Here is a 26,867-nt window from a genome sequence, read left to right as displayed (position 1 = left end):
CTCAACGCACGTTGCTCCAAACAGGAGCGAGCATACGCTCACGTTCCGTACCTGTGTCAACAGCTGTTTCGCCGCGCCGCGCATCTGCGACACTGTCGTTTAGGCCGCTGGAGGGTGGAGACCATGGTTGACGATCGGCACGCACAGCAGGAGTTGCCGCCCCTCGACACGCTGGCCGCGAGGTTGGAGTACCTCTTCGACAAGATCCGCCCGACGCCCGACGAGCTCAGCGACTCCGACGAGCCTGGGCGCAGGTACACCAACAAGGAGATCGCCGACAAGATTAATGAAGTGGCGGCCGAGACGGGTGTGACGATCAGCGCCGCCTACATCGGAGAGTTGCGCCGTGGCGTCGCCAGCGATCCCCGTACCTCACACGTCCGCGCCCTGGCCGCCGCCTTCGGCGTCAACTCGGGCTACTTCGTCGACGACGCGGCGGCACGACGAATAGAGGACCAGATCACCCTGCTCAACGAGCTGCGTCGGATGGACGTCAAACAGGTGGCGCTACGACGGGTGCTCGCTGACAACGGGCTCTCCGCGACCGACACACAGCTGATCGAGCAGATGGTCGCCCGATTGCGAGCCGTAGCGGCGGGCACCGCCCCTGGCACGACCAGTTCCGCGCGGGCCGATCGCGGATAGCCATGCAGATCCTTCGGTGGCAGTACACCGACGAGCGGGAGAACGCTGACGTGAAGTTGCACCGGCTACGCAGGCGCTGCGAGCAGATCGTTGCCGAGCTTGAGGTGCCCGAGCCTTTCGACATCCAGAAGCTGTGCGACGTCCTCGCCGAACGGCGTAACCGGCCCATCCACCTGGTGCCGATCAAGCTGCCGGCCCACACCGTGTGCGGGATGTGCGTGCCAACCAGCGACTTCGACGCCATCTTCTTCGAGCAGGACACCTCACCGCTGCACCAATTGCTGATCATCGGTCACGAGTTGGGTCACCTGCTCGCCGGACACCGGGCGACCGAAGTCCTCGACGCGGACGCCTCCCGGTTGCTGCTACCGGACCTCGACCCGCAGTTGGTGCAGCGCAGTCTCGGTCGCAGCAACTACGCCGCCGCCGAAGAACGCGAAGCGGAAATGATCGGTTCACTGCTCCTCCGGCGGGCCCGCGGCAACCACGGCGACGCGGACGACGGGCCGTTGAACGGCCAGGACGTCGAGCTGTACGGCCGGCTGCGGCACTCACTCGAACACCCCCACCGGTAGCGCCGAGATGGACACCGTCCTCTACGCCGTATGCGCCACCGCCGGCTGGATCGCCCTCGGGTACATGGTGCGGCTCCAACGCCGGCACCCCAGCCACGCCCGCCGCGCGATCTGCTTCGGCCTCGGAGCGTTCGCGGCCGGAATCACGGTCGCCATTCCGCCGATCGCGACCACGATCGACCAGGTGTCGGGTCTACCCAACCTGGCCAAGGTCATGGCCCACGCCGGCGCTCTGACCATCTCGGTGAACGCCGAGATCATGCTCCTGCACTTCGCGCTGCCGCCGGCGACGGCCACAGCCCGGGCCCGCAAGTGGATCTGGGTCACCGCGTGCGCGTTTCTCGTCATGGTCGGTCTGTTCGCCTACACCCTCACCTACGACGACCCGGTGCTCCTGACGGTCGAGTACGCGACCGACCCCGTGGTGACCGCATACCTGCTGATCTTCCTGTTGCTCGGCTTCTTCGCCTACTGCTTCGACATCACCCGGCTGTGCTGGAGCTTCGCGAAAATCTGCGGGCGACCCTGGCTGCGCCGCGGCCTGCGCATCACCGCGGTCGGTGCCGCCTTCGCGTTGCTCTACAGCACCAACAAGATCGGGTATCTCATCGCCTACTGGGCCGGCTACCAACCGGCCGGTGAGCGACAGATCGCCGCGGTCCTGGTGACCATCGGCGCTCTGCTCATCACGATCGGCCTCACCATGCCGGCGTGGGGGCCCACCCTCAAGATCACACGAAGGTGGGAGGACTACCACTCCTACCGACGACTCGAACCACTCTGGCGCGACCTCATCGCGGCCCTACCCGAACTCGAACTCGACCCCACCCTGCGCCGCCGCCTGGCCGCCGTCCGCGACACCGACTACGCGCTGACCCGCCGGGTGGCCGAGATCCGGGACGCCCGCCTGGCGCTGCGCCCGTACATGGAAGTCGGTGTGACGGCGCTGGCCGAGCAGTTCGCCAAGCAGGCCGGGCTGACCGCCGAGGAGAGGCAGGCAGCCGTGGAGGCCACCCACCTGGCCTGCGCACTGCGTCGCCATGGTGCCGGCCTGGTGGCCGCGGTCCCGCAACCCGCCGACGAGTTGCACCGCCCGGACGGCGGCTACGCCGGTGAGGTCGCCTGGCTGACGCTCGTCACCGACGTCTACAACCGCTCGCCGGTGGTGGCGCGGACGATCGCCGCGACCCGACAACTCACCGCTGGAGACGCCCGCCGATGAAAGGCCGCCACGAGAACCTGACCCGTACCCGTGCTCTCGACCCGGAGCGGGACTACCTGAGCATCTACCAGACCATGCTGCGCTACGAGTTTCCGTGGGACCTGAAGCTCGGGCTCAACCTCGCTTTCAACCGGTCCTTCTCCATCCCCGCCATCGCCAGGGTGCACACCGCCACGGGCGAGCTGACCGAACGCACCCAGAAGCGGATCGACGACACCGGCCTGCTGATGTATGAGATGGTGCTCAACGGCTTCGAACAGCCTCGGGGCCGCGACGCGTTACGGCGGGTCAACCAGATCCACCGTCCGTACGACATCAGCAACGACGACTTCCGCTACGTCCTCGGCTGCCTGGTGGTGATCCCCACCCGGTGGTTGCAGGAGTACGGCTGGCGCCCACCCTGCTGCCACGAGCGTCAGGCCACCTACCTGTTCTACCGGGAACTCGGTCGGCGGATGGGTATCACGGACATCCCCGCGTCGTACGAGGAGTTCGAGGCCTGGTTCGACGCGCACGACGCCGCTCACCTGCAGCCCAACGATGACGCGGCGGCCATCGAACGAGCCACCCGCATGCTGATGCTCACCCGGCTCCCCCGGATGCTCGCGCCACTGGGAAACGCACTCGTCAGCGCCCTCTACGACGCCCCGCTGCGGCGCGCGACGCGGGTCGACACGCCGGCCTGGTCAGTCCGGGCGGGGTTGCATCTGGCCTTGAAGACACGTGCGCGGCTGCAGCGGTGGTTCGGAGCGCCACCGGCGACGGCGCTGTTCGCCGACGGGATCAAGACCACGAGCTACCCCGACGGGTACGAGATCAGCCAACTGGGCCCGCACCACGACCGCGCGCACGAGTAGCACGTCGGCCCCGCTGGCGCCGTGGCATCCAACGCGCGCGCCGGACTGCCGTCCGGCAGGGTGACCGGGGGGGCCGGTCCGCCGACTGCCCGGTGGGCACGACGGCGGACCGGCTTTCAGCGGATGTCGGCGGTGGTCCAGCGTGGGGACGCGTTGGTGACCGCGACGGTGTCACCGACCAGCGTGGTCACCGCCTGGATGTCCCGCCGTGCGCTGGTGCCGACCCAGAGTTCCACGTCGCCGGGCTCCACGACGCGGGTGAACGTGCGGTCGGAGAAGGCCAGGCGGGTGGTGGGGACCATCAGCTCGACCGTGACGGACCGGCCCGGTTCCAGGTGGACTCGCCGGTAGCCGAGCAGCTGCGCCACCGGCCGGGTCACCGAGGCGACCAGGTCGCGACCGTAGAGCTGGACGACGTCGTCGCCAGCGACCGCGCCGGTGTTCGTCACCCGCACGGTCACCCGTATCGCCCCGTCGGTGGGCACGGTGGCCGGCACCGCGAAATCGCTGTACGTGAATGTCGTGTAGGACAGGCCGTGGCCGAACGGCGCCACGGGCGTCGCCGGCAGGTTGGTCACCTCGTTGCCGGCACCGAGGGTGGGGTGCAGGTAGGAGTACGGCTGAGCGCCGGCCGACCCCGGCAGGCTGAGCGGCAACCTGCCCGACGGGTTGACCCGCCCGGAGAGCACCCCCGCGATCGCCCCGGCACCCTCCTCGCCCGGGAAGAACGCCTGCACCACCGCCGCGCAGCGCGAGACCGCCCAGCCGATCGCGTACGGCCGGCCGGTGACCAGCACCAGGACAACCGGGGTGCCGGTTGCCAGCACCGCCTCGACCAGTTCGCGCTGGACGCCGGGCAGTTCCAGGTCGTCCCGGTCGCAGCCCTCGCCGACCGTGCCGCGCCCGAAGAGGCCCGCGTGGTCGCCGACGACCAGGACGGCGACGTCCGCGCCGGAGGCCGTGGCGACAGCATCGTCGAAGCCGGATCGGTCGTCGGTGTCCACGTCGCAGCCGTGTGCCCAGGTGACGAGATCGTCACCGAACTCGTCCCGCACGGCGTCGAGCACGGTCGGCACCTCGATACCGGTCTCCACGCCGGGATGCTGGACGAGGACGTGGTTGAGGAACGAGTAGCACCCGAAGAGCGCACCCTGCCGGTCGGCGTTCGGACCGATGAGGGCCACCCGTCGCCCCGCCGGCAGCGGCAGCACGTCCCGGTTGGCGACCAGCACGATCGATTCCTCGGCGAGCCGGCGGGCGATCGACCGGTGCTCGGGCGAGTCGAGGTCGATCGCCTGGGGTGGCTCGTCGTCAAAGGTGGCGTCGAGCAGACCCAGGTCCTGCTTCTGGCGCAGCACCCGCAGTACCGCGCGGTCGATGATCGCCTCGTCGAGCTTGCCCGCCCGCACCGCCTCCGGCAGGGTCAGATAGGCGTCGCCGGTCGGCAGCTCGACGTCGACACCGGCGGTCAACGCCTGCCCGGCCGCCTCCGCGTGATCCCTCGCCACGTGGTGCAGCAGGTTCAGGAACGCGACCCCGTAGTAGTCGGCCACGACCGTGCCATCGAAGCCCCACTGGTCCCGCAGGATGCCGGTCAGCATCGTCGGATCGGCCGCGACGGGCATTCCATCAATCTCGGCGTACGAGTGCATGACACTGCGCGCGTCCCCGTCGAGGATCGCCATCTCGAACGGGAGGAGCAGCACGTCGGCCAGTTCCCGGCGGCCGACGTGCACCGGAGCGAAGTTGCGCCCGGCGCGCGAGGCGGAGTAGCCGGCGAAATGCTTGAGGGTGGCGTGCACCCCCTGCGACTGCAGGCCGCGCACATACGAGGTGCCGATGGTGCCGACCAGGTACGGGTCTTCGGAGACGCACTCGTCCACCCGGCCCCAGCGGGGGTCACGGATCACGTCGAGCACCGGAGAGAGCCCCTGGTGGACGCCCAGCTTCCGCATCGAGGCGCCGATCGCCGCGGCCATCTCGGTGACCAGCTCGGGGTCGAACGCGGCACCCCAGGCGAGCGGGGTGGGGAAGGTGGCCGCCTTCCACGCCGACAGCCCGGTGAGGCACTCCTCGTGGACGATCGCCGGAATGCCGAGCCGGGTCCCGGTGACCAGGTCCCGCTGGAACTTCCACAACCAGGCCGCGCGCTCCGCCGCGTCCACGGGGCGGGTGCCGTAGGCGCGGGTCAGGTGACCGAGCCCGTGCCGGGAGAAGTCTTCGAGCTTGAAGACGTCACCGAACTCCCCCTGCAACGGTGCGACCGCCTCGCCGTCCTCCTTCTCCCAGAAGCCCACAAGCTGGGCGATCTTTTCCTCGATCGTCATTCGGCCGAGGAGATCGCGCAGGCGCGCCCCGCCGTCGCGCCCATCCGGTCGGCCGTGCTCCGGACCCGCCTGAGCCGGCGCCGGCCCGCCCACTACCGCGTGGACCTCAGTCATGCTGTGCCTTCCTCTGGTTGTGCTCGTACCGCTGCCGCTCAGCCCTTGACCGCACCCTGCAGGCCACCGACGATCTGCTTCTCCGCGAGCGTGAAGAAAAGCAGCGCCGGCAACATCGCCAGCGAGGTGAAGGCGAGTACGCCCGCCGTGTCGGTGGTGTACTGGCTGGAGAAGTTCTGCACGCCCAGCGGCAGGGTGTGCAGGTTGACGTCGCTGAGGACGAGCAGCGGCAGCAGGAACGAGTTCCAGCTCGCCACGAACGCCAGGACGCCAACGGTGACGAGCGCGGGCCGCGACAGCGGCATCGCGACGCGCCAGAGGAAGCCGAGCCGGCTCGCACCATCGATGGCCGCGGCGTCCTCCAACTCTCTCGGGATGGCCGAGAGGAAGGGACGCAGGATCACGATCGTCAGTGGCAGTGAGAAGGCGACCTGCGGCAGGATCACCGCGTAGTAGGAGTTGATCAGGTTCAGGTCACGCAGCATGAGGTAGAGCGGCAGGATCGCCGCCCCGGCCGGAAACAGCAGGCCGAGGGTGAAGAAGGTGTAGAGCCCTTCCCGCCCACGGAAGCTGTAGCGGGCGAGCACGAACGCGGCGGCCAGTCCGAGCACGACCACGGCCAGCGTGGTGCCGAGGGCGATGACCGCACTGTTGAACGCCTGTTGCCAGAAGTTGCTCTGGGTCAGCACCCTGGCGTAGTTGTCCCAGACGAACGGGTCGGGCAGGCCGGCCGGGTCCGCGACGATCTGTGGGGTGGTGCGGAAACCGCCGATGACCACGTAGATGACCGGGGCGATCGACACTGCTGCGATCGCGAGGGCGAGCGCGTAGGTGAGCGGCGTGCCCCAGGAAACCTGACGGCGCCCGCTGGACGGGGGGAGAACCGAGTTCACGGCCATCGTCACTTCGCCCTTCCGGTGATGGCGCCCTCGATGTCGCGGCGGAGCAGGAACCGCTGGAACAGCAGCGCCGCCACGAAGGAGATGACGAACAGGATGACCGCCACGGCGTTGCCGTAGCCCCACAGCCGGGCGAAGAACCCGTTGTCCACCATGTAGGTCGCCATGGTGGCCGATGCGCCGAGGGACCGCACCGCGGGCACCGAGGTCACCCAGATCATGTCGAAGATCTGCAGTGAGCCGATCATGGACAGGAACATCCAGATCCGGATCGTCGGGCCGAGCAGCGGGATCGTGACGTGCCGTTGGATCTGCCACCAGCTCGCGCCGTCGATGGCGGCCGCCTCGGTCAGCTCGTCGGGCACATTGGACAGTCCGGCGAGGAGCAGGATGATGGCGAAGCCGACGTATTTCCAGGTGAGGATGGCCAGCAGGGTCCAGATGACCACATCCAGGTCGGCCAGCCAGGCCTGCACCAGACCGCCCATCCCCAGGGACCGCAGCAGCGCGTCGACCGTGCCGTCGCCGGTCAGCAGCAGCTTCCACATGATGCCGACGGTGACCTCGGCGAGCACGTACGGCACGAACACCAGCAGGCGGAAGACGGCCCGCCCACGGAAGCGACGGTTGAGCAGCAGGGCGACGCCCAGCGCGATGGGGCCCTGGATCAGCAGCGACCCGAACACGATGATGGCGTTGTTGCGCAACGCGTCGAGGAAGATCGGGTCCTGGAAGGCAAGGGTGTAGTTCCGCAGCCCGACGAACTCGGTGGGAGGCCCGACCCCGCGCCACCGGAACAGGCTGTAGTAGACCGCGAAGCCCATCGGCACCAGCACGAACATCACGTAGATGGCGACGGCCGGTGTGGTGAGCCCAATGATCTCGAACCACTTGCGGCGGTTGTCGGCTCGGCGGCCGGGCGCGCGTCCGGCCCGGTGGGGGCCCGCCGGCGACGCGGAAGCGCCGCCGGCGGGCATACGGATCTGGTTGGCGGAGGTCACTTGCTTGCGGCCGCCTTCATTGCCGAGACGACCTTCTCAGGCGTCCCGTTGCCGGCGAAGATGGCGACGATCGCGTCGTTCATCGCGGTGCCGACGGTGCTGCCGTAGGCCGTGTCCAGCCAGAGCTGGACGTAGCTCGCCCCGGAGGTGGCCTCCAGGATGGACTTCAGCGCGGGGTCCTTCACGGCGTCCGCCGCACCCTTGGCGACGGGCAGTCCGGTGCCGGTCTCGGCATAGCCCTTCTGCACCTCGGGGCTCACGATGTACTTGAGGAACTCGACGCACTCGGCCGGGGCGTTCTTGGCGCAGGAGAACCCGTCGCCACCGCCGAGGGCCGCCTTCGGGTCACCGGGGGAACCGGAGATCGCCGGCACCGGGAACCAGCCGAGGAACGACGCGAGCTTCGCCTTGTCCGTGGTGACCGTGTCCAGCGTGCCGCGGTTCCAGTCACCCATGAGCTCCATCGCGGCCTTGCCGTTGGCGAGCATGCCGTTGGCGCTGGTCGGGTCGTTCTGGCCCGGCGTGGCGATGAAGTTGGGCTGGAACGGCTTGGTGTCGATGAACGCCTTCAGGTCCTGGCCGGCCTTCACGAAGCACGGATCGTCGAAGTTCTTCTCCGCGGACGCCTTCTTGAGGGTGTCGACCGAGCAGGCGCGCAGCGCCATGTTGTACCACCAGTGCGCGGCCGGCCACTTGTCACCGGCACCCACGGCGATCGGAATGACGTTGATCGCCTTGAGCTTGGTGACCGCGGCGTTGAGCTCCTCGAAGGTGGTCGGCGGAGCCGCGATGCCCGCCTGGGCGAACATCTCCTTGTTGTACCAGATGCCCTCGATGCCCATCCGGAACGGCAGGCCGTACTGCTTGCCCTTCACCTGCCAGATCTCCGCGGCACTGCCGATGTCGCTGACCTCGGTCTTGACCTGGTCGGTGATCTCCTTGAGGTAGTCGGCCTCCACCTGCTCGGTCATCTCGCCGCCGCCCCAGGCCTGGAAGATGTCCGGCGGGTCGCTGCTCAGCAGCGCGGCGGGGAGCCGGGTGCGCTGGAGCTGATTGGTCTCGATCGCCTCGATCTCGATCTTGACGGTGGGGTGGAGTGCGGAGAAGTCCTTGGCGACCTTCTCCCAGTAGGTCTTGCCAGGCCCGTCCTGCGAGGCGTTGTGCCACCAAGTCAGGGTCACCGGGTTCTTGTACAGCTCGCTCTGCGGGGCCGCCTCTTCGCCGCCGCCGCTACACCCGGCGACAACGAGAACACTTGTCATTAACAGTGCCAGGACGGCACTCGTACGGCGCTTCGCCATCGATGTCTCCTCGACTAGTCAGTCGCGGTACTCGGCTTTGCGGCGAAGTTTTACAGTCACGTAACTTGAAGTCAATCGGTATCGATAACGTTTTCGAATCGCTGGCGACGCACCCCCGGCGGCGGCCCTATCATCATCGGCGTGGTGTTTCAGCAGCGCGTCAAGATGTCGGATGTCGCACGGACCGCCGGCGTCTCGGTCGCGACCGTATCGAAGGTTGTCAACGGCCGGTACGGCGTGGCGCAGGCAACCGTGGAGCGCGTCCAGCAGGTGATCCACGAGCTCGGCTACGAGGCGAGCCTGGGGGCGCAGAGCCTGCGCAGCCACCGCACCAACGTGCTCGGCATTCTGGTCGCCGAGTTCGAGCCGTTCTCGACCGAGCTGCTCAAAGGTGCGTCCCAGGAGGTCGCGGGGAGCGGATACCAGCTGCTGGCCTACTCCAGCGGGGACGGCGAGGGTGCCGCCGTCGGGTGGGAGCGGCGCTCGCTCGCCCGCCTCTCCGGCACCCTCATCGACGGCGCCGTGATCGTCACGCCGACCGTGGTCGAGACCGAACACAGCTTCCACGTGGTGGCCGTCGACCCGCACACCGGACCGTCCGACCTGCCGACCGTCGATTCGGACAACTTCGCCGGCGCCGTGCTGGCGACCAACTACCTGCTGTCCCTCGGCCACACGCGAATCGGCCACATCAGCGGACGCACCGATCTGAAGTCGGCGCAGCTGCGCGAGGCGGGCTTCCGCAGTGCGATGGCCGACGCCGGCGTGCCGGTGGACGAGCGGCTCGTCCGCGTCGGCGGCTTCCGGATCGAGAGCGCCGCCGGCACGGCGGCGGAGCTGCTCGCCCTCGCCGACCGGCCGAGCGCGATCTTCGCGGGTAACGACCTCTCCGCGATATCCACGATGACCGTGGCCCGCGACATGGGCCTCTCGGTGCCCGATGACCTGTCGGTGATCGGCTTCGACAACGTACCGGAGTCGGCGCTGGTCAACCCGCCGCTGACGACCATCATGCAACCGCTGCAGCGGATGGGCGCCGAGGCGCTGCGCCTGCTCATCGACCTGATCGCCGGCGTCGAACGCGACACCCACATCCGGCTCCCCACCGAGCTGGTCATCCGTTCCTCCTGCCGCCCGCACCGCTGACACCCGGGGCCAGCCACGGGTGCGGCTGGCACCCCGGCACGTCGGGGGGTACGCGACAGGGTGGCGGAACGTGAATCTCACCTAAGTCGACAATTCTCCCCCTAGGTTCGATGCGCAGGACGCAGCCGAACCGGGGAGAGACGTGGACAGCTATCCGGCGATTGAGGATCACGGACTCATCGGCGACCTGCAGACCGCCGCGCTGGTGACGTGTGACGGGACGGTCGACTGGTTCTGCGCGCCGCGCTTCGACTCGCCGAGCATCTTCGCCGCGCTGCTGGACAAGGAGAAGGGGGGCTACTTCCGGATCGCGCCGCACGACGTGCGGTACGTGACCAAGCAGCTCTACCTTCCCGGCACACCAATCCTGATCACCCGGTTCATCAGTGCCGACGGCGTCGCCGAGGTGATGGACTTCATGCCCGTCACCGGCGAGCGGGCCACCGACGCGCACCGCCTGGTGCGCATCGTCACCATGGTGCGGGGCAGCATGCGCTTCCGGGTGGAGTGCCGGCCGCGGTTCGACTACGCCCGCGAAGAGCACCAGTTGGAGCGACACCGCAACGGCTACGTCTTTCGCAGCCGGTCGGCGACGATGACGTTCAACCCGGTCGACCCGGTCCGGAAGTTGATCTCCGAACGCGGCGACGTCCGTCTCGAAGGCGGCGACCTCGTCGCGTACGGCACCCTGAACGAGGGCGACACCGGCGGTGTGGTCCTGGAGACGGGCGAGGCCGAGCCGCGGATCTTCCCGCCGGAGGAGATCCAGGGCATGTTCGAGTGGACGAGGGACTACTGGCGGCGCTGGCTCGAGCGCTCACGCTACACCGGCCGCTGGCGGGAGATGGTCGAGCGCTCCGCCATCACACTGAAGCTCATGACCTACGCGCCGACCGGTGCGATGATCGCCGCGCCCACCGCCGCACTGCCCGAACTGGCGGGCGGAACCCGCAACTGGGACTACCGCTACACCTGGGTAAGGGACACGTCGTTCTCGGTGCACGCGCTGCTCGGCCTCGGCTTCACCGAGGAGGTCAGCCGGTACATGGACTGGCTGGACGAGCGGATCCGCGAGGCCAGCGACCACCAGGACCCGCTGAAGATCATGTACCGGGTGGACGGCTCCTCCGACCTGCACGAGGAGGTTCTCGATCACCTGGAGGGCTACCGCGGCTCGCGACCGGTGCGGATCGGCAACGGCGCCGCCGACCAGCTCCAGCTCGACATCCACGGCGAGGCGCTCTACGCCATGCATCTCGCCGACGAGCAGGGCATCCGCGTCTCGCACCAGGTATGGAAGAGCACGGTCCGGCTTGTCGACTGGCTCTGCCACAACTGGGATCAGCGCGACGCCGGCATCTGGGAGAGCCGGCACCACCCCCGCAACTACACGTTCGGACGGGTGATGTCCTGGGTGGCGCTGGACCGAGCCATCCGCCTGGCCACCCGCACCGGCCGCCCCGGGGACCTGACGTGCTGGTCCGAACAACGCAACCGGATCTACAACCAGGTCATGGAGCGCGGGTACGACCGCGGTCGCGGCACCTTCGTGCAGGCGTACGACGAGGCCGTGCTGGACGCGGCGCTGCTCGCCATGCCGGCGGTCGGCTTCGTCACGCCGAGCGACCCACTGTGGCAGTCCACCCTCACAGCGATCGAGCGCGAACTGGTCTCCGACAGCCTGGTCCACCGGTACGACCCGGTCCACTCCCCCGACGGTCTCCCCGGCCACGAGGGCACTTTCAACATGTGCACGTTCTGGTACGTCGAGGCGCTGGCCCGTTCCGGCCGCCTCGACGATGCCCGGCTCACGTTCGAGAAGATGTTCACCTTCAGCAACCACCTCGGCCTCTACGCCGAGGAGATCGCGTCGACCGGCGAGCAGATCGGCAACTACCCCCAGGCGTTCAGCCATCTCTCGTTGATCAACTCGGCGCTGACGCTCAACGACCTGCTCGACGCCGAGGCCGAGGCCCGCCGCCGCCGATAGCGCGGGGTTCGGTCCGGTCAACCCGGAGCCGACGATGGGAAGGGCTTGACGCACCGACGCCCATCCCGCATGGTCAAGCAGGCATCGACAGCAGCAAATGGATTGCCATGGGGAGGACCGATGAAGGCCGTCGTCACCGCCGCCGCCTCGGCGGCGGCGCTGCTGCTCCTGACCACCGCCAGCGCATCCTACGGTCGGCCAACGGCCGAGGCGCCCTGCTCCGGGCAGATCCACCCCAACCCCGGGTTCGAAGGCGGCACCACCGGCTGGACCGCCGGCCCCCGCATCGTCGTGTTGGGCGACGCGACCCGGCCCGCACACACCGGCCGCGCGTACGCCACCTTCGCCGGGCTGGACGTGACGCGTACCGATCTGCTGCGCACCACCGTCACAGTCCCGGCCAACTGCAACCTGACGGTCCGCTTCTGGGTTCGCACGACCACCAGCGAAACCAGCCGCGGTGACTACCTCAACGTCGGGCTGGCGGTCACCGGAATACCTCCGAAGACGAGGTTCTCGCTGGCCTTCGACGGCGGGTCGCAGTGGCGGGAATACTCCATGGCGACCGGGACGGCGGCGACCGAGCGCACCGCGACGGTCAGCTTCGTCGGCAGCGAGACGGCTGGCAACGGCGCCACGGCCTTCGACGTCGACGACGTGACCCACACGTTGAGCTGACCACGACGAGCCGCGGCCGACCGTCCGTCAGCTGTTGAACGACTGCGCGCCCAACTCCCAGCGGCGCGGTTATCGTGACCTGCTCGTCAAGTGACCCGGTCGGGCACTGTTACGCCGCCCCGCCTCGTCGTTTGCACGGCGGTGGCTCAGTGGCCTCGGAACGCGTCCTCCAGCCACCACGAGGCGCGCGCGCCGGAGACCTTGGCGTCCAGCACCAGCGGCCGGGTCCGGGGACCGGCGAGCCAGCGTCGTACCGGCTCAAGGTCTGCGACGGTCCGGACGGTCAGCCCGTCGCAGCCGTAACCACGGGCGATCGCGGCCAGGTCGGTCTCGGGGAAGGTGACCGTCTCCAGCGGGTGCCCGTCGGGGCCGAAGTGGTGCACCTCCGCGCCGTACGCCGAGTCGTCGTAGACCACCACGAGCAGCGGTAGCGCCAGCCGGACGGCGGTGACCAGTTCGGTCGCGGACATGACGAAGCCCCCGTCGCCGACCGCGGCGACGGTCAGCCGGTCCGGCCGGGCGACCGCCGCGCCGAGCGCACTGGCCAGGCCGAGCCCGACCGACTGGAACGCCTGGGTGAAGCAGAACCCGGCCACGTCCGGCACGTCGAGCCACATCGACGGGTAGCCCATGAAGTTGCCGGAGTCGACCACCACCGTCCGGGCGGGCGGCAACAGGTCGTCCAGTGCGGCCGAGAGCGTCCTCGGGTCGATCGTCGCCGGGGCGTCGTCCCGTGCCGGCGCACCCTCGTCCCGGTACGGGACCGTCCGCCACCGGCCGTGGTCGCGAATCCGTCGTGCCAGCTCCGGCGTACGCCAGCCACCGGCCCCGGCGTCGAGCGCCCTCGCGGAGTCGACGTCCAGCCGACCGAGCACCGCCTCGGCGACCGCCGTCACCTCGCCGGTGACCGTCAGGTCAACCGGGCGGTTCACCCCGAACGCGGCCGGGTCGTGGTCCACCTGGACGACGACGGCGGAGGGCGGGATCAGTTCGCCGTGCCGGGTGGTCCACATGTTCAGCGTGCTGCCCCACGCGACGACCAGGTCCGCCGCGCCGATCAGCTCGGCGGCGAGCGGGGTGGCGAAGCCGCCGGCCACGTCGAGGTTCCACGGGTTCCCGGCGAACAGACCCTTCGCCGCCGCCGACACCGCGAGCAGCGCGCCGCACGCGTCGGCGAGCCGGGTCAACGGTTCCCGGGCCGCCCGGGCGCCCCGACCCGCGATGAAGACCGGCCGACGTGCGGCCCGGAGCGCGTCCCGCAACGGCTCGACGTGTGGGCCGGTGGCCGGGGCCGGCGCGACCACGGAGACCGGGCCGGACCAGGGTTCGGTCACGGTGCGCTGTACCTCCAACGGGAGGCCCAGTACCACCGTCGCGCCCCGAGCGGCGGCCCGGTACGCCGCGCCGGCGTCCTCGGCCGCGTGCGTCGCGCGTACCCGATGGAAGTCGGCCCCGACCGAGGCGGCGAGTGCCGGGAGGTCGAGAAAGAAGTTCGACCGCGGCGCGGTCGCCTCCGGGGCCAGGACCACCATCGGGGTACGGCTCTTCGCGGCCTCGGTGAGGCCGGTCAGCGCATTGGTGACACCCGGCCCCTGGTGCACCGAGAGCACGCCCACCGACCCGGAGGTGCGGGCGTAGCCGTCGGCCATGCTCGCCGCGCCGCCCTCGTGGGCAGCCGCCACGAAGCGGGCACCGGAGGCCACCAGCGCGTTCGTGACATGGAAGTTGCCGCTGCCGACCACCCCGAAGACGCACCGTGCGCCGTGTGCGTACAGCACCCGACCGACCACCTCGGCTACCCGCATCGGTGGGCCGGCCCTACCGTTCGACGAGCGCGAGAACCCGGCACGGGCTGCCGGACCCGGAGACGATCGGCAGCGGCCCGGCGATCACCACCGCACCGGTCGCCGGCAACCGCGCCAGGTTACGGAGTTGGGTCAGGCCGTACTTGTCCTGGCCGAGCAGGAACGAATGGCACGGGAACGGCGGGTCGAACGAATGCGCGGCGCCGGCGTCGGTGCCGACCGTCTCCACCCCGACGCCCTGAATCGGCGACTCCTCGGCCAGCCAGCGGGCGCACTCGACGGAGATGCCCGGGGTACGCCCCGAGTTGGCGTACCGCTGCGGATCGTCGCCGTACGCGTCCCAGCCGGTGCGGTAGAGCAGCCAACCACCGGCGGGCAGGGCACCATGTTCCGCCTCCCACGCCTTGATGTGCTCGACCTCCAGCAGGAAGTCTGGGTTGTCGGCGGCGTCGGCGGCGTGGTCGATCACCACCGCCGGGGCGATCAACTGGCTCGCCGGGACCTGCGACACGTCCGTGCCCTGTTGCCCGCTGACCCAGTGCACGGGGGCGTCGAAGTGGGTCCCGGTGTGCTCGCCGGTGGAGAAGTTGTTCCAGTACCAGGCCGGGCCACGGTCGTCGTACCGGCTGATCTCGCTGAGCTGGAACGGCCACGTCTGGCCGAACTGCTCGGGCAGACCCAGGATCGGGGTCTGGTCCGAGAGTGGAGCGGTGAGGTCGACAACCTGGATCCGGCCGCTGGAAAGAGCGGCGACAAACTCCTGCAGCACCGTCATGCGGCGACGGTACACCGCGTCGACACTCCACCATGGACTGGCGAACGAGGCGTGTCAGCGACGCTGCCCGCCCGACCGCGCTCCAGTAAGACCTGCGTCGCGCCCGACAGGTCAGACCACGCCCACCTATCGGTGGGGCACACCGGAAGAAGGCTCCGGCCCAGGGCGCAAACGCCCTGGGCCGGAGCTGTGTCGCGACTGTCGGTCGCCAATCAGGTGACGTTGATGTCGCTGCACCACATGTAGGTCTGGTCCAGGTGCGACGCCTTCCAGATCACGAACAGGACGTGACCTCCGCTGCGCCCGGAGGCCGAGACGTTGAACGAGATGTTCTGCGCTGGCGCGTACCGCCCGGTCGTCGCGATCAGGTCGAGGTTGCCCCACCCGACCTGCTGCGTAGCCCGGTTGAACCCCTGCTTGGTGATGTAGACCCGGAAGAAGTCAGCACCGTGGCTGGCCTGGTCGTACAGCTGGACCGTGAAGTTGGAGCTGACGTTGGTCGCCTTCCAGGCTCCGGGCTGGTTCAGGCTGTTGTTCCGGGAGAGGGCGTTGCTGCAGAGCTGCCCGTTTGGGGTACGAGCTTCGTACTGGCCGGCGAGGCCGTCCCGCAGCTGGCTCATCCAGTTCCACATGGTGTCGGGGTTGGCCTGGAATGCCTGCCAACACATGGGGTCTTGCTGCTGCATGACCGGGTTCATGTGCTGGTTGCCCCAGGTCTTCCAGCACTGGTAGGCGCGACTCGCCGGGTTGATGATGGTGCCGTGGGCCTGGGCTGCCCCGGCGAAGGGCAGCATGCCGGCCACAATGGCGAACAGCATGACGAGCGCCCGGACGGACTGACGGACGGGTGACCGGGATCGTCCGCCGGATAGATCGGACGTGTGTGAACGCACTGTTCATCCTCCGCTCTTCGGTACTAAAGATCAGAATGGGAACGCTCCCAAGCCCACTGTTGCATCTATGGGCGCAAATATCAATCCTGATCTATTTATAGTCGGATGTGGATCGAGCTGACCGGATCGACCGCTTGGTCGGGCCGTGGAACCGTCGACGACATGCCAACCCCTGGGGTCACCATCACCCATCCGACGGCCGGCACAGGTTGCCGACCCCTGCCTCATCGACGACGGGTCCGCGTTCACCGAGACAGCTACCGCAGGGGCGGTGAAGCAGCTGCCCAGCCTCCGGATTCGCAGGTTCGGACCCGGCGGACGGGCGGGTGCGAGTACGACCGCTCCGCCACCTCGCCCGGCATGGTCAAAGCCCGGCTGCGGCGTCGTACCGGCGGCGCTGGTCGGCCATCTCCGACTCGGACAGCGCCTCCTTGAGCGCCAACTCCTCGTACTTGTCCGGGAACATCTCCCGCAGCCGGTCCACGAACCTGACGTCGGCGGTCGCCTCGACCACCTGGATGCCCGGAGGATCGGTGGACATGTCCATGATCACCGGGCCGGCCAGCTTGACCGCCACGTCCCAGGGGCGCTTCTGTTCGGCGACCCCGCAGAGATGGAAGCCGTAGACCGTCTGCACGTCGGCGAGCGCGGTGACCTCGGCCGGCTCGTACCCATACACGCGGACGCCGCAGATCACTGCCGGCTTCTGCTGCGTGGTGGCCGCCTGCTGGACATTGTGTCCGGCGTGATTGTGCTGCCCCGGGTCCGCCTGCTCGAGCGTGGTACGCATCCGGCTCATGATCTGCCCGTGCAGATCCGCCGGGGCTGCCTCCGGGGCGGCAGCCCGGTTGACCAGCACGGTCGTGCCGACCGACACCGCCAACAGGATCACCGCCACCCACACGAAGCGGTTTCGGTACCAACCCGCGAGACTCTCTCGGGAAATCATGACTGCTTCTCACCTCGTCGCCGGTTCTGGTGCGTTGGCAGACCGAATCGGACGCCCCCGGCGGGTCAGACGTCGAGCGCGTCGGCCATCGGGGACATGTACCGGGGATTACGGACGGCGGGCGAGGATGCCTGCCCGGCACAATGCCCGTCGTCAAGAAGATGGCCCGGCGATGCGGCATGCGAGCGTCTGCCAAAGCGGCACGCTGTCGACACTGCAGTGCTCCCGTGCTGGCCGTTCCCAGCGCGGTTGCCCCCGCGCTGCGGCGATGTACGCCATTCCAACACGTCTGGATCCCCTCTGGCAACATCGACGATCCTCGACGTTGAACCGGTCCGGTCACCCGTTCGGCACCGACGGGGGCCCCTCTCCCGAGTGGACACACCCCCGCCGACCGGAAGGCGGCGAGACGGCGAGTTTGACATTGGATTACGTCGATGTATCGTGGGAACGCTCCCAGGTTGCGTCCCCCAATCCACTACTCGAGGAGCTGAAACATGCCGCGACGACGTCGTCGCCCGGGCACCATGCTGGCCGGGCTGCTCGTTCTGGGCCTTTCCGCGTCCCTGTTGTCACCGACGCCGGCGGCCGGTACCGCCGCAGCCGGCACATCTCACACCCGTGCCGCGCCACTCACCGAGCTGACCGTGGTATCCGAACAGGTGGCTTTCGGTCTGCAGCGCCCGATCGCGATCACCGGGCTGCCGGACGGCCGGATGCTGATCGCGGAGAAGAACGGCACCGTACGCGCCTACCACCCCGACACCGGCTTGGCGGCCGCGCCGGTGCTCGACCTGACCGCCCGGATCGACACGTCGGACAACGAGCGCGGCCTGCTCGGCATCACGCCGGCGCCGAACTTCGCGCAAACCGGGATGCTCTACGTGGCCTACACGAGCCTGCCGGCCGGCGCGCTGACCCTGGCACGAGTGCCCATCAGCGCTCCCAGCCGGGTGCAGGTGCTGCTCACCCAGGAGCACGCCCAGTACGGCAACCACAACGGCGGACAGGTGGCCTTCGGTCGGGACGGCTACCTCTACTGGTCCCTTGGCGACGGTGGCTACGCGAACGATCCGTTCAAGAGCGGCCAGAACCTGGGCACCCTGCTCGGCAAGATTCTGCGGATCGACGTCAACCGCTCCTGCGGTGGCAAGCCCTACTGCGTGCCTCTCGACAACCCGTTCGTCCGCACGCCGGGCGCGCGCCCGGAGATCTGGGTCTACGGGCTGCGCAACCCGTGGAAGTTCTCCATCGACCCAGTCGACAACTCACTGTGGATCGGTGATGTCGGCCAGGGCCTGATCGAGGAGATCAACCATGTCCGCCCGTCGCAGCGCGGCGCGAACCTCGGCTGGTCCTGCCGAGAGGGCACGCCGGTCTTCGACCAGACGCAATGCCGGCCGGGCGTGCGGCTTACCGACCCGGTCGTCGAATACGACCACTACATGACGGAGAACTGCTCCATCATCGGCGGTCTGGTGTACCGGGGGTCCGTCACCCCGGAGGCGCGGGGGACCTACATCGCGAGCGACTACTGCTCGACCCGCGCGTTCGCCGTGCGTCCCAAGTCCACGGGTGGCTACGAGTCCGCTGAGATCGGCACCTTCCCCACCCAGCCGACCGCGTTCGGCGCCGATGTGAACGGCGAACTGTACGTGCTCAGTGACCTCCCGGGATGGCTGAGCAAGGTGCGGTTCGAGCGGGTCCAGCCAGCCCGGAGCGGCGGGGCGGCGAACCGCTGAACCCTGGGGGCAACCCTGCGCACCCGTGATACTGGGGACGGCCGCCTAGACGCGGCCGTCCCCAGCTCGATCAGCCGGTCAGAGGCCGGCGGCGTGCGCGGCGGCCGTGCCGCCGACCACGGGCAGGACAATGTTGCTGCTCTTCAGCGCCACCTGCAGGTTCGCGGCGGTGGTGTCCGCCTGGCTGGAGTACTGCGGGTAGCTGGCCACGATGATCACGCCGATCCGGTGGCCGGGCTTGAAGACGTAGTCCTCCGGCAGCAGAGGGAAGCTGAAGTTGTACGACTCCCCCGGCACCAGCGGCACGGCGACGCGGATCGACTGCCGATTCTGGGCGTCCATGATGCCCTTGGTGACCAGCTCATAGTCGGCCGTGGCCACCCGCTTCGCCGTCTGCTTGTAGCAGCCGTCGTCCGTCGGGCTGCTCTGGCCCCAGCAGTCCTCCGTGGTCAGGGTGATGATTCCCTCGCCGGAGGCCCGGTGCGCGACCCGCTCGTCGGTGCCGTAGTCGACCAGGATCGCCCCGAGGTTGGTGTCGGTCTGGTCGGCGGAGGCCCGCAGTTGCACGGTCGGGGTGCCGGAGATGTGCAGCGGCGCGGAGAGCGGCGCGGAGAGGAAGGCCAGCCGGTTGGGCTGCACCACGTCCGGGTCGAGGATCATGGTGTTCTGGCTCTGCGTGCGGCTGTCCTGGAACCTCCCGGTCGCCGGCTTCGCGGTGGGCACCAGCCCGAGACCACCCGCGCCAGTGGTGCCGGGTTGGAGGTACACCTCGGTGTCGGCCTTGCCGGGGATCGGCCAGTCGGCGTGGGTTTCCCACACGTCCGCGGACCGCTCGAGGTCCACCCGCGGCTCGTCCATGATGCCGTTGGCGACGCCCTGCAGCCAGAAGTCGAACCACCGGTGCAGCGTCGACACCCACACCGCGCGGCGTGAGTCGAACGGGTCGACGTGACCCTCCTGCGACAGCCACAGCTTGCGCGGCACGTTGTTCTGCGCCAGCGCGTACCAGAACTTGCTGAAGTGGTCCGGCCGGACGTTGTCGTCGTTGAGGCCGTGGTAGAGCAGCACGCTGGCGGTGACGGTGGGGACCTTCTTGACGTAGCTGCGCTCGTTCCAGAAGGCCGTGTAGTCGCCGTGCTCGTCGCCGTCGGCGGCGGCCATCGCGTCGCGCACCGGCTTGCAGTAATCCCGGCGCTCGGGGTTGGTGACCGTGTTGGCCAGCGACGCCACGTAACTGTTGCCACGGGTGATCACGCCGTTGCTGCGCACGTAGTCGTAGTACTCGGTCGGTCCGCTGATGGGCACGATGGTGGTCAGGCCCGGCACGCCGGTCACCGCCGTGGCCATGGCCAGCGAGCCGTCGTACGACTTGCCGATCATGCCCGTCTTGCCGTTGTGCCAGTCCGCCTTGACGATCTCGCCGGCGGCGTTACGGGCGGTGGCCCGGCCGTTGAGCCAGTTGATGGCCTGCTTGGCGCTCAGGTTGTCCTGGTTGGCGTTGGTGGTCGGGCAGCCGGTGGAGTTGTTGGTACCGACCATGTCCAGCAGGATGACCGCGTAGCCGCGCGGCACGAAGTAGTTGTCGTAGAACAGCGGCCACTTGTCCAGCAGCCCGTCGCCGTCGAGGTCCGCCTTGCACTCGGACTCGTTGCCCCGGCAGACCGTCGAGTAGTAGGGGCTGGCGTCCATCACCACGGGGGCCTTGAGCCCCTGCGCGGTGGCCGCCGGCCGCATCAGGTCGAAGGCGATGATGTCGCGCAGACCGTCGTTGTCACTGTCGAAGGTGGAGTCGATGAAGAGGCGTTCCCGAATGGCGTCGGCGTAGCCGAACACCGGTTGGGTGACGCCGTCCTGGACGACGATCGACGGCGGGCCGTCCGCCGCCAGCGCCTGCGGCGCCGCGCCGAGGGCGGCGAGCACTGTCGCGGACAGTACGGCCACGCCTGTGCGCCAGCGCGTTCCCACTGTAGCCATGCAGTCTCCTTGATGTGTCCGAGGCTGCGTACGCTACGAGCCGGTGGCCTGTGTCACCACCTGCACGTGTAGGAAGTTCGCCGGGCGTGGTTCGACGAGGTGCGGCCCTTGCCCGGCGGGCAGCCGTGCTCCGGGGCCCGGAAAGGCCTCGGTGCGGCACCGACCGGTGCCGGGTCGGGCCGCACCGAGGTGCCTGGGCGACGAGACTACGGCTGGCCGGCCAGCACCAGCTCTCGCAGCCGCTGGTCGAGTGTCGGGGCGTCCAGCCCGCCCGGCCAGCCGCGGAGCAGGGCGCCACCCTTGGCCACCAGCACGACGGCCGGCGGCTCCCGCACCGCGTACGAACGCCAGATCGTCTGCTGGTCGTCCAGGACGACCGGATACTCCACCCGGTGCGCGCGCAGGTAGTCCTGGACCTCGTCGGCCTGGTCCGTGCCGACCACGCCGACGAAGACCACCCGGTCCCGATAGCTGCGGGCAAGCTCGCTGAGGGCGGCCTGGCGGCTGGCACAGGTGGTGCACCAGGAGCTGAAGAAGGTGAGCACGACGGGACGCTGCGCCCACAGCTCGGCGGCGGCGAACGGTGTGCCGTCGGTCAGCGCGCCGGTGAACGCCGGGGCGGCCGGTGCGGTGCCGGGTGCCGGGCGCAACACCAGGTCGGCGGGGACCGGGCCGGGCAGCGCCGCAGCTCCTCCGGCGGGCGTCGGCGCGGGCACGGGATCGGGCGTGCTGCATCCGCCCAACAGCGCCGCCGCCAGCAACAGTGGCAGGAGTGCGTGCCTCATGACGGCACCACCGCCACCAGCGCCGGGCCCTCGCTGCTGTCCGGCGTCAGGTCGAGCGCCGCCCGGCCGTCCACCTCCAGCCGATAGGAGGCCCGCTGCGGCACCCGCACACCGACGGCGAACTCGCAGTACGTGGGCAGGCGCTCGACCCCGAGATCCTCGGCGAAGGCGGCCACCGCAGTCCCCGCCGGCAACTGCCCACTGGCCAGCGCCGTCCCGTCCGGGTCGAGCACCCGGAACGGCGCCCGGTTGTGGAAGTGCTGGTACGGACCGGTGCCGGCGCAGTCCACCCCCGCGGCCCGGATGTTGATGTCGCGAACCAGGACCCGGACGGTCGTCGGGGAGACCGCCTCCTGGGTGGCGCCGACGGCGCCGCAGCCGGTTGCGCCGGCCAGCAGCAGCGGTAGCAGCGTCATGATGCTTCGCCGCACGTCATCCTCCTTCCGCCCGCCTGCCGGGTCCGCGGCGACAGGCCGCCGCGGACCCGGCAGGAACGGGGTCGACCTCGGGCGTCGGTCAGGACTTCTCTACCCGGCACTGCTTGGTCACCGTCTTCGTCGGGTCGCTCTCCGAGGTCGCGGTGAGCTTCACGAAACCGGTCGCCGCGGCGGTTGCGGTGGCGCCCACCGACACCTTGACCGTGGTGGCCTTGCCGAACTGCGCGGTGGCGAGCTGGTTGGGCAGCCAGGACCGCCAGCCCTTACCGGCCACCTCCGCTGACAGGCGGTAGACGTCCGACTTCAGGTACGCGCTGACGTCCTCCGGGTGCTGCTGGCCGCCGGCCGAGTACGAACCGGTGTTGGTCAGCTCGAACGAGCAGGTCACCCCGCGGCTCGTCGGCTTGCCGCCGCCAGTCACCTCGCCCTTGCCCAGCGTCACGCCGTGACTGCTCGGCCCGCCGGTGCCGTCGAGCGAACGCACCGCCACCGTGTAGGAGAGCAAGCCGGCCGCGTCCCGCTTGAGGTCGATGATGTAGAAGTGCAGCCGGTTGGCCTCGTCGACGAACTCGTACTGGCTGCCGGTGTCCGCGCCGGCGTGGAACAGCGCGTCGGAGAGCTGCCGGTAGTCACCCATGGTGATCTTCTGTGGAGTGCCGTCGGGCCGGTAGAAGTCGATCATGTCGATGTCCTGCGGGTTGGCGTCCACCACCCATTGGAACGGGGCGCTGTCGGCGTTCTTGGTCTTGCTCAGCAGCACGCCACTGTCCGGGGTGAAGGAGTCCGCACCCATCCGGTCGACGACCTCGACGGTGTAGTTGTTGAAGCTGCCACCGTCGCACAGCGGGTCGGTGCTGACACCACACGCCGGCGACAGGTCCTTGTTCAGCGCGATGTTCACACCGCTCAGACCCTTCGGCCCAGCGTCAACCGCGCGGGCCGTGACCTGCGCGACCACCAGGCCCGAGGAGGCCAGCGACTCCCGCGACAGCCGCAGCACGTGCTCCTCACCGAGCAGGCCGATCTTGAGCTTGTCCCGCACGGTGTGCAACGAACCCATCGAGCCGCCGTTGGTCGGCGGAATCTGCCAGCGGGTGTGCGGACCGCCCGGGCCGTTGAACGACCCGCGCGACATCATGCTCCAGATCCCGGTGTACGCCCTGCGCAGCGGCTCGCCGTACGGGTTGTTGTAGTTGTCGCCGATGCCCAGCAGGTGGGTCAGCTCGTGGGCGTAGACGCCCATGCCGGAACTCTCCCCCTGGGTGGAGGAGCCGCCGCCGGCGTTCGGCCACAGCGTCGCCGCCGCCTTCCACGAGGTCCAGTCCACGTAGCGGGTCTTCGACCAGTTCGGCAGGTTGGGGTCCGGCGGGCCCCACGCGTCCGGCACGTCCTCCTTGTTCTGGAAGATCATCTGCCCGAACTCCTGCCAGGTCGACGACTCGTCCTGGCCGGCGCTGAGGATGAACACCAGCTCGTACTGGTTGGCGACCTCCTCGCCGACGGCCGCCCGCCAGGCACCCAGGCCGTCGGTGCGGATGTTCTTGCCGCACACGTCCCCGCTCGGGCAGGCGCCCGGGTTGAACCCATTGTCCAGTCCGTACTGGTAGGACTTGGCCGGCATCTGGTACGGCCCGAACCCGGTGAGGTCGACGCCGTAGCGGCCGTTGGAGTCCTGCATCCAGTACTCGTGCAGGGTGTGGCCCTTGTTGAGGGTGTTCGGGGTGTTCAGAAAGTCCTGGTAGAACTTCGGCACGTCCGCCCGGGGAACGTTGGTCGCGACGGACTGGGGGTTGCCGAAGACCGTCGACCGGGCCCGCTGGGAGACCGCGAACGTCTCGTCCGGATAGTCGAGCGCCACCAGGGCGATCTTGAAGTTGCGGACCGAGCCCGACACGCTCGGGTCGGCCCAGTTCTTGCCGGGCACCGCCTTGAAATCGTTCCAGGTCATCGTGTCCGGGTTCTGCCAGGCCTGCGGGTCGAGGACCTGGAACGGCGCGGTGCCGCCGGCCGGGTTGGCCGGGGCCGCGGCGGCCTGCGCCGCCCCGGTCGCCACGAGCGTGGTCACCACGGCTGCGGCCAGGACGGCCCGCCTCAGCCGGGTGCGGTGGGGGGTAGCACGGTGCACGGAACCACCTCTCGTCGGAGGAAAACGCGGCGCCGGCGTCCCGGTGGGGGTTGCGCGGAACGCCCGTCAGCAGGCCGCGCAGCGAATCTAGGAGGGCGGACGGGTGCCGGTCACCGTGCAGATGTCGGCAGGTGGGCCGGCGACTTCCGACACCTGAAGGACCGGCACCCGTCGGCGGATCAGCCAGGACCGGCACCGGGAGCCGGTTCGCCCGTTGCCGCGAGGGCCCGCAGCACGTCCCGGCGCACCTGGTCGGCGGCCGGCCCGGACAGGGGTCCGCGCGGTGGGCGGCACCGCCCGCCGAACCGCCCGGCGCACTGCATGGCGAGCTTGACGGCCTGCACGGCTTCCGGCCGGGAGGCCCATCCGAGGATCGGGTGCAGCTCGGCGTAGAGCGGCAGCGCCCGGCCCAGATCGCGGGCGACGCACAGGTCGTACAGGCGCACGGCCTGGCGGGGTAGCGCGTTGGGCAGGGTAGCGACCCATCCGGTGGCGCCGCACAGCACCAGTTCGAGCACCACGTCGTCGGCGCCGACCAGCACGTCGACGTGCGGGCAGAGGTCCCGCAGGCGATGCAATCTGCGGACGTCGCCGGTGACCTCCTTGACCGCGACGATCCCGTCGATCTCGGCGACGGTCGCCAGCAGGTCCGGCGTGAGGTCCAACCGGGTGTCGTACGGCTCGTTGTGGGCGACCACCGGCAGGCCGACCGCCGCCACCTCCCGGTAGTGGGCGAGCACGTCGGCGGCGCGGGCGGGCCCATCGGGTGGCCGCGCGAGCACGCCGTGGGCGCCGGCCTCGGCGGCCTGCTCCGCCCAGCGGCGGGCCTGCCTGCTGCCGTAGCCGCCGACGCCGGGCACCACCGCGCAGCCGGCCGGCGCGGCCGCCACCGTCGCCCTGACCACGGCGGCCCGCTCCCCGTCGGAGAGCGCCCGGTACTCCCCCATCGACGCGCACGGCGCGACCCCGTGGCACCCCTCGGCGGCGAGCCAACGGACGTGTTCCTGGAGCTGGTCGAAGTCGACCGACAGGTCGGCGCGAAACGGCGTGGTGACGGCCACCAGCACACCCCGCCAGGGCCTACCAGTTCCCACTCGGAAATCCCCTCTCCGCGCCGGCACCGCCCCACCTTCCCGCCGCACCGTGCGCGGCGCCGCTGGTGCGGTCCGTACCGAACCCTAGGAACGTCTGTCGCCCTCGGTCTTCGGACAGATGCCGGAACAGTCGCGTTGCCGCCCGTCTTTTTGTCGTCAGTTCGACAGTGGACCTTGCGCGATGACCCACCCACACCGGAGGGTAAGGACTGGCGGTCGCGCGATCCCTGTCACGCAGTGCAACCAGGGGAGTTACATGCACGGTGAGCTCCAGCGAATCGTCGACGCCGTCGCCGCCCGGGTGGGGCGACCCGCCCTCATCGAGGACCGGCGACAGCGGGTGGTCGCCTACAGCGAGCACGACGGCCCGATGGACGACGTCCGCCGGACGTCGATCCTGCGCCGGCAGACGACGCCGGAGGTGATCGCCTGGTTCCGAGGCATGGGCGTGCTCACGGCGCACGCGCCGGTCCGCACCCCCGCATGCGCCGAGCTGGACCTGCTGGCGAGGGTTTGCGTGCCCATCCGGCACGACGACCTGCTGCTCGGGTTCGTCTGGTTCATCGACGCGGACGGGTCGATGACCGATGCCGACATCGCCACCGCGACCGGCCCCTTCACCGACCTGTCGCTGGCCCTGTACCGGGAGAACCTGCTCGGTGAGCTCGCCGCACAGCGGGAGACCGAGGCCACCCGCACCCTGCTGGTGGAGAGCCGGCAGGCGCGCGAGCACGCGGCGCGGGCGCTGCTGGAGGAGGGCGTGGTGGCCGCCGACGGGTCGACCGTCGCACTCGTCGCCCAGCTGGTGCCGGGCGGCGGGCGGCAGCCCGACGAGGTGGCCCGGATCGCCCTGGAACAGGCCCTGGTCACCACCCGCCGGTGGATCGGAGTACGGGAGACGCTGCACCTGGTCTGGCACGACCACGGTGTGCTGCTGGTCTGCGGCGACCGGGTCGCCGGCCGCCCCTCGCCGGAAGCTGCCGCCGGGCACCTCGACGAGGCGCTGCGCACCGCGACCCGGGGCCTGGCCTCGGTGGACCGGACCGTGACCGGAATCGGCCAGCCACGCGCCGGGCTGTCCAGCGCGGTCGAGTCCTACCAGGAGGCCGCGCAGGCCGCCCGCGTCGGTACGCAACTGCCCGCGCTGGGCCGGGTGGTCTCCTGGGCCAGCCTGGGCATCTACCGGGTGCTGTCTCAACTGGACAGCCAGCACCTCGACGTCGCGGGCGTCCATCCCGGGCTGGAGCGGTTGCTGCGCGACGACGCCCACCAGGTGCTGCTGGAGACCCTGGAGGCCTACCTCGACCTGGCGGGCAACGCGCATGCCACCGCCGAGAAACTCCGACTGCACCGGACCACTCTCTACTACCGGCTACAGCGGGTGGAACAGCTCGCCGGGACCGACCTCAAGGACGGCAACGAACGGCTGTGCCTGCACCTGGCCATGAAGCTCGGTCGGCTCACCGGCCACTACCGCACGGCGTGACGCCGCCGGCCCGGCCGGCCGACGAGGTCCGCGCGGCTGCCTGCGTT

Annotated in this window: 22 protein-coding genes; 9 read left to right on the top strand and 13 right to left on the bottom strand. The window is 69.6% G+C overall.

What is annotated here, in order from left to right; translation table 11 throughout:
* Positions 1-123: 123 nt before the first annotated feature.
* Genes ACIBF8_RS28130 through ACIBF8_RS28115 form a run of 4 tightly spaced genes read left to right on the top strand, consistent with a single transcriptional unit; the run spans position 124 to position 3,299 of the window.
* Positions 124-645 (top strand): hypothetical protein, encoded by a 522-nt coding sequence (locus ACIBF8_RS28130; RefSeq protein WP_396786931.1) that lies wholly within the window; start codon positions 124-126, stop codon positions 643-645.
* 2 nt (positions 646-647) lie between these two features.
* The gene (locus ACIBF8_RS28125; protein WP_396786930.1) at positions 648-1,220 is read left to right on the top strand and encodes a hypothetical protein; all 573 of its coding nucleotides are present in this window, start codon (positions 648-650) and stop codon (positions 1,218-1,220) included.
* A 7-nt stretch (positions 1,221-1,227) separates the two neighbouring features.
* Positions 1,228-2,442 carry an MAB_1171c family putative transporter gene (locus ACIBF8_RS28120; protein WP_396786929.1) on the top strand — a complete coding sequence of 405 codons (1,215 nt, stop codon included), beginning with the start codon at positions 1,228-1,230 and terminating at the stop codon, positions 2,440-2,442.
* Positions 2,439-3,299 carry an oxygenase MpaB family protein gene (locus ACIBF8_RS28115; protein ID WP_396786928.1) on the top strand — a complete coding sequence of 287 codons (861 nt, stop codon included), beginning with the start codon at positions 2,439-2,441 and terminating at the stop codon, positions 3,297-3,299. The genes ACIBF8_RS28120 and ACIBF8_RS28115 overlap by 4 nt, the downstream gene beginning before the upstream one ends.
* A gap of 116 nt (positions 3,300-3,415) precedes the next feature.
* On the opposite strand, the gene ACIBF8_RS28110 is transcribed toward ACIBF8_RS28115, so the two are convergent.
* The 4 genes from ACIBF8_RS28110 to ACIBF8_RS28095 form a co-directional block, all read right to left on the bottom strand.
* Positions 3,416-5,626 (bottom strand): glycoside hydrolase family 3 N-terminal domain-containing protein, encoded by a 2,211-nt coding sequence (locus tag ACIBF8_RS28110; protein ID WP_396786927.1) that lies wholly within the window; start codon positions 5,624-5,626, stop codon positions 3,416-3,418.
* A 152-nt stretch (positions 5,627-5,778) separates the two neighbouring features.
* Positions 5,779-6,645, bottom strand: a complete 867-nt coding sequence (locus ACIBF8_RS28105) for a carbohydrate ABC transporter permease (protein WP_396786926.1) — start codon at positions 6,643-6,645, stop codon at positions 5,779-5,781.
* Positions 6,642-7,640 (bottom strand): carbohydrate ABC transporter permease, encoded by a 999-nt coding sequence (locus ACIBF8_RS28100; RefSeq protein WP_396786925.1) that lies wholly within the window; start codon positions 7,638-7,640, stop codon positions 6,642-6,644. Before ACIBF8_RS28100 ends, ACIBF8_RS28105 begins: the two co-directional genes overlap by 4 nt.
* The gene (locus ACIBF8_RS28095) at positions 7,637-8,941 is read right to left on the bottom strand and encodes an extracellular solute-binding protein (protein WP_396786924.1); all 1,305 of its coding nucleotides are present in this window, start codon (positions 8,939-8,941) and stop codon (positions 7,637-7,639) included. The genes ACIBF8_RS28100 and ACIBF8_RS28095 overlap by 4 nt, the downstream gene beginning before the upstream one ends.
* Before the next feature lie 141 nt (positions 8,942-9,082).
* On the opposite strand from ACIBF8_RS28095, the gene ACIBF8_RS28090 reads away from it, so the two are divergent.
* The 3 genes from ACIBF8_RS28090 to ACIBF8_RS28080 all read left to right on the top strand — a co-directional run bounded on the left by ACIBF8_RS28090 (position 9,083) and on the right by ACIBF8_RS28080 (position 12,755).
* A complete protein-coding gene (locus ACIBF8_RS28090; protein WP_396786923.1) occupies positions 9,083-10,087 on the top strand; it encodes a LacI family DNA-binding transcriptional regulator in 1,005 nt (334 codons plus the stop codon).
* 142 nt (positions 10,088-10,229) lie between these two features.
* A complete protein-coding gene (locus ACIBF8_RS28085; protein ID WP_396786922.1) occupies positions 10,230-12,077 on the top strand; it encodes a glycoside hydrolase family 15 protein in 1,848 nt (615 codons plus the stop codon).
* 120 nt (positions 12,078-12,197) lie between these two features.
* Positions 12,198-12,755, top strand: coding sequence for a hypothetical protein (locus ACIBF8_RS28080; RefSeq protein ID WP_396786921.1), 558 nt, complete (start codon positions 12,198-12,200; stop codon positions 12,753-12,755).
* A 146-nt stretch (positions 12,756-12,901) separates the two neighbouring features.
* On the opposite strand, the gene ACIBF8_RS28075 is transcribed toward ACIBF8_RS28080, so the two are convergent.
* The 4 genes from ACIBF8_RS28075 to ACIBF8_RS28060 form a co-directional block, all read right to left on the bottom strand.
* Positions 12,902-14,560, bottom strand: a complete 1,659-nt coding sequence (locus ACIBF8_RS28075; protein ID WP_396786920.1) for a thiamine pyrophosphate-binding protein — start codon at positions 14,558-14,560, stop codon at positions 12,902-12,904.
* A 13-nt stretch (positions 14,561-14,573) separates the two neighbouring features.
* On the bottom strand, positions 14,574-15,335 hold the full coding sequence (locus tag ACIBF8_RS28070) for a cyclase family protein (protein WP_396786919.1): 762 nt from the start codon (positions 15,333-15,335) through the stop codon (positions 14,574-14,576).
* A 212-nt stretch (positions 15,336-15,547) separates the two neighbouring features.
* Complete coding sequence (locus tag ACIBF8_RS28065; RefSeq protein ID WP_396786918.1) at positions 15,548-16,153, bottom strand: lytic polysaccharide monooxygenase; 606 nt, start codon at positions 16,151-16,153, stop codon at positions 15,548-15,550.
* Between the two features lie 439 nt (positions 16,154-16,592).
* Positions 16,593-17,177, bottom strand: coding sequence for a hypothetical protein (locus ACIBF8_RS28060; protein ID WP_396786917.1), 585 nt, complete (start codon positions 17,175-17,177; stop codon positions 16,593-16,595).
* A 497-nt stretch (positions 17,178-17,674) separates the two neighbouring features.
* Here ACIBF8_RS28060 and ACIBF8_RS28055 point away from each other — a divergent pair, with 497 nt between their 5' ends.
* On the top strand, positions 17,675-18,919 hold the full coding sequence (locus ACIBF8_RS28055) for a PQQ-dependent sugar dehydrogenase (RefSeq protein ID WP_396786916.1): 1,245 nt from the start codon (positions 17,675-17,677) through the stop codon (positions 18,917-18,919).
* Positions 18,920-18,997: 78 nt separating this feature from the next.
* On the opposite strand, the gene ACIBF8_RS28050 is transcribed toward ACIBF8_RS28055, so the two are convergent.
* The 5 genes from ACIBF8_RS28050 to ACIBF8_RS28030 form a co-directional block, all read right to left on the bottom strand.
* The gene (locus tag ACIBF8_RS28050) at positions 18,998-20,893 is read right to left on the bottom strand and encodes a CocE/NonD family hydrolase (protein ID WP_396786915.1); all 1,896 of its coding nucleotides are present in this window, start codon (positions 20,891-20,893) and stop codon (positions 18,998-19,000) included.
* A 206-nt stretch (positions 20,894-21,099) separates the two neighbouring features.
* On the bottom strand, positions 21,100-21,678 hold the full coding sequence (locus ACIBF8_RS28045; protein ID WP_396786914.1) for a TlpA family protein disulfide reductase: 579 nt from the start codon (positions 21,676-21,678) through the stop codon (positions 21,100-21,102).
* Positions 21,675-22,109, bottom strand: a complete 435-nt coding sequence (locus ACIBF8_RS28040; protein ID WP_396786913.1) for a hypothetical protein — start codon at positions 22,107-22,109, stop codon at positions 21,675-21,677. The genes ACIBF8_RS28045 and ACIBF8_RS28040 overlap by 4 nt, the downstream gene beginning before the upstream one ends.
* Before the next feature lie 85 nt (positions 22,110-22,194).
* Positions 22,195-24,240 (bottom strand): M6 family metalloprotease domain-containing protein, encoded by a 2,046-nt coding sequence (locus tag ACIBF8_RS28035; RefSeq protein ID WP_396786912.1) that lies wholly within the window; start codon positions 24,238-24,240, stop codon positions 22,195-22,197.
* A gap of 179 nt (positions 24,241-24,419) precedes the next feature.
* The gene (locus ACIBF8_RS28030) at positions 24,420-25,334 is read right to left on the bottom strand and encodes a dihydrodipicolinate synthase family protein (protein WP_396786911.1); all 915 of its coding nucleotides are present in this window, start codon (positions 25,332-25,334) and stop codon (positions 24,420-24,422) included.
* A gap of 256 nt (positions 25,335-25,590) precedes the next feature.
* Here ACIBF8_RS28030 and ACIBF8_RS28025 point away from each other — a divergent pair, with 256 nt between their 5' ends.
* The gene (locus ACIBF8_RS28025) at positions 25,591-26,820 is read left to right on the top strand and encodes a PucR family transcriptional regulator (RefSeq protein ID WP_396786910.1); all 1,230 of its coding nucleotides are present in this window, start codon (positions 25,591-25,593) and stop codon (positions 26,818-26,820) included.
* The last annotated feature ends 47 nt before the right edge of the window (positions 26,821-26,867 follow it).

It is taken from the genome of Micromonospora sp. NPDC050276, from assembly GCF_044459545.1.
Lineage (GTDB): Bacteria > Actinomycetota > Actinomycetes > Mycobacteriales > Micromonosporaceae > Micromonospora.
This window is presented reverse-complemented; position numbering and strand designations above follow the sequence as displayed.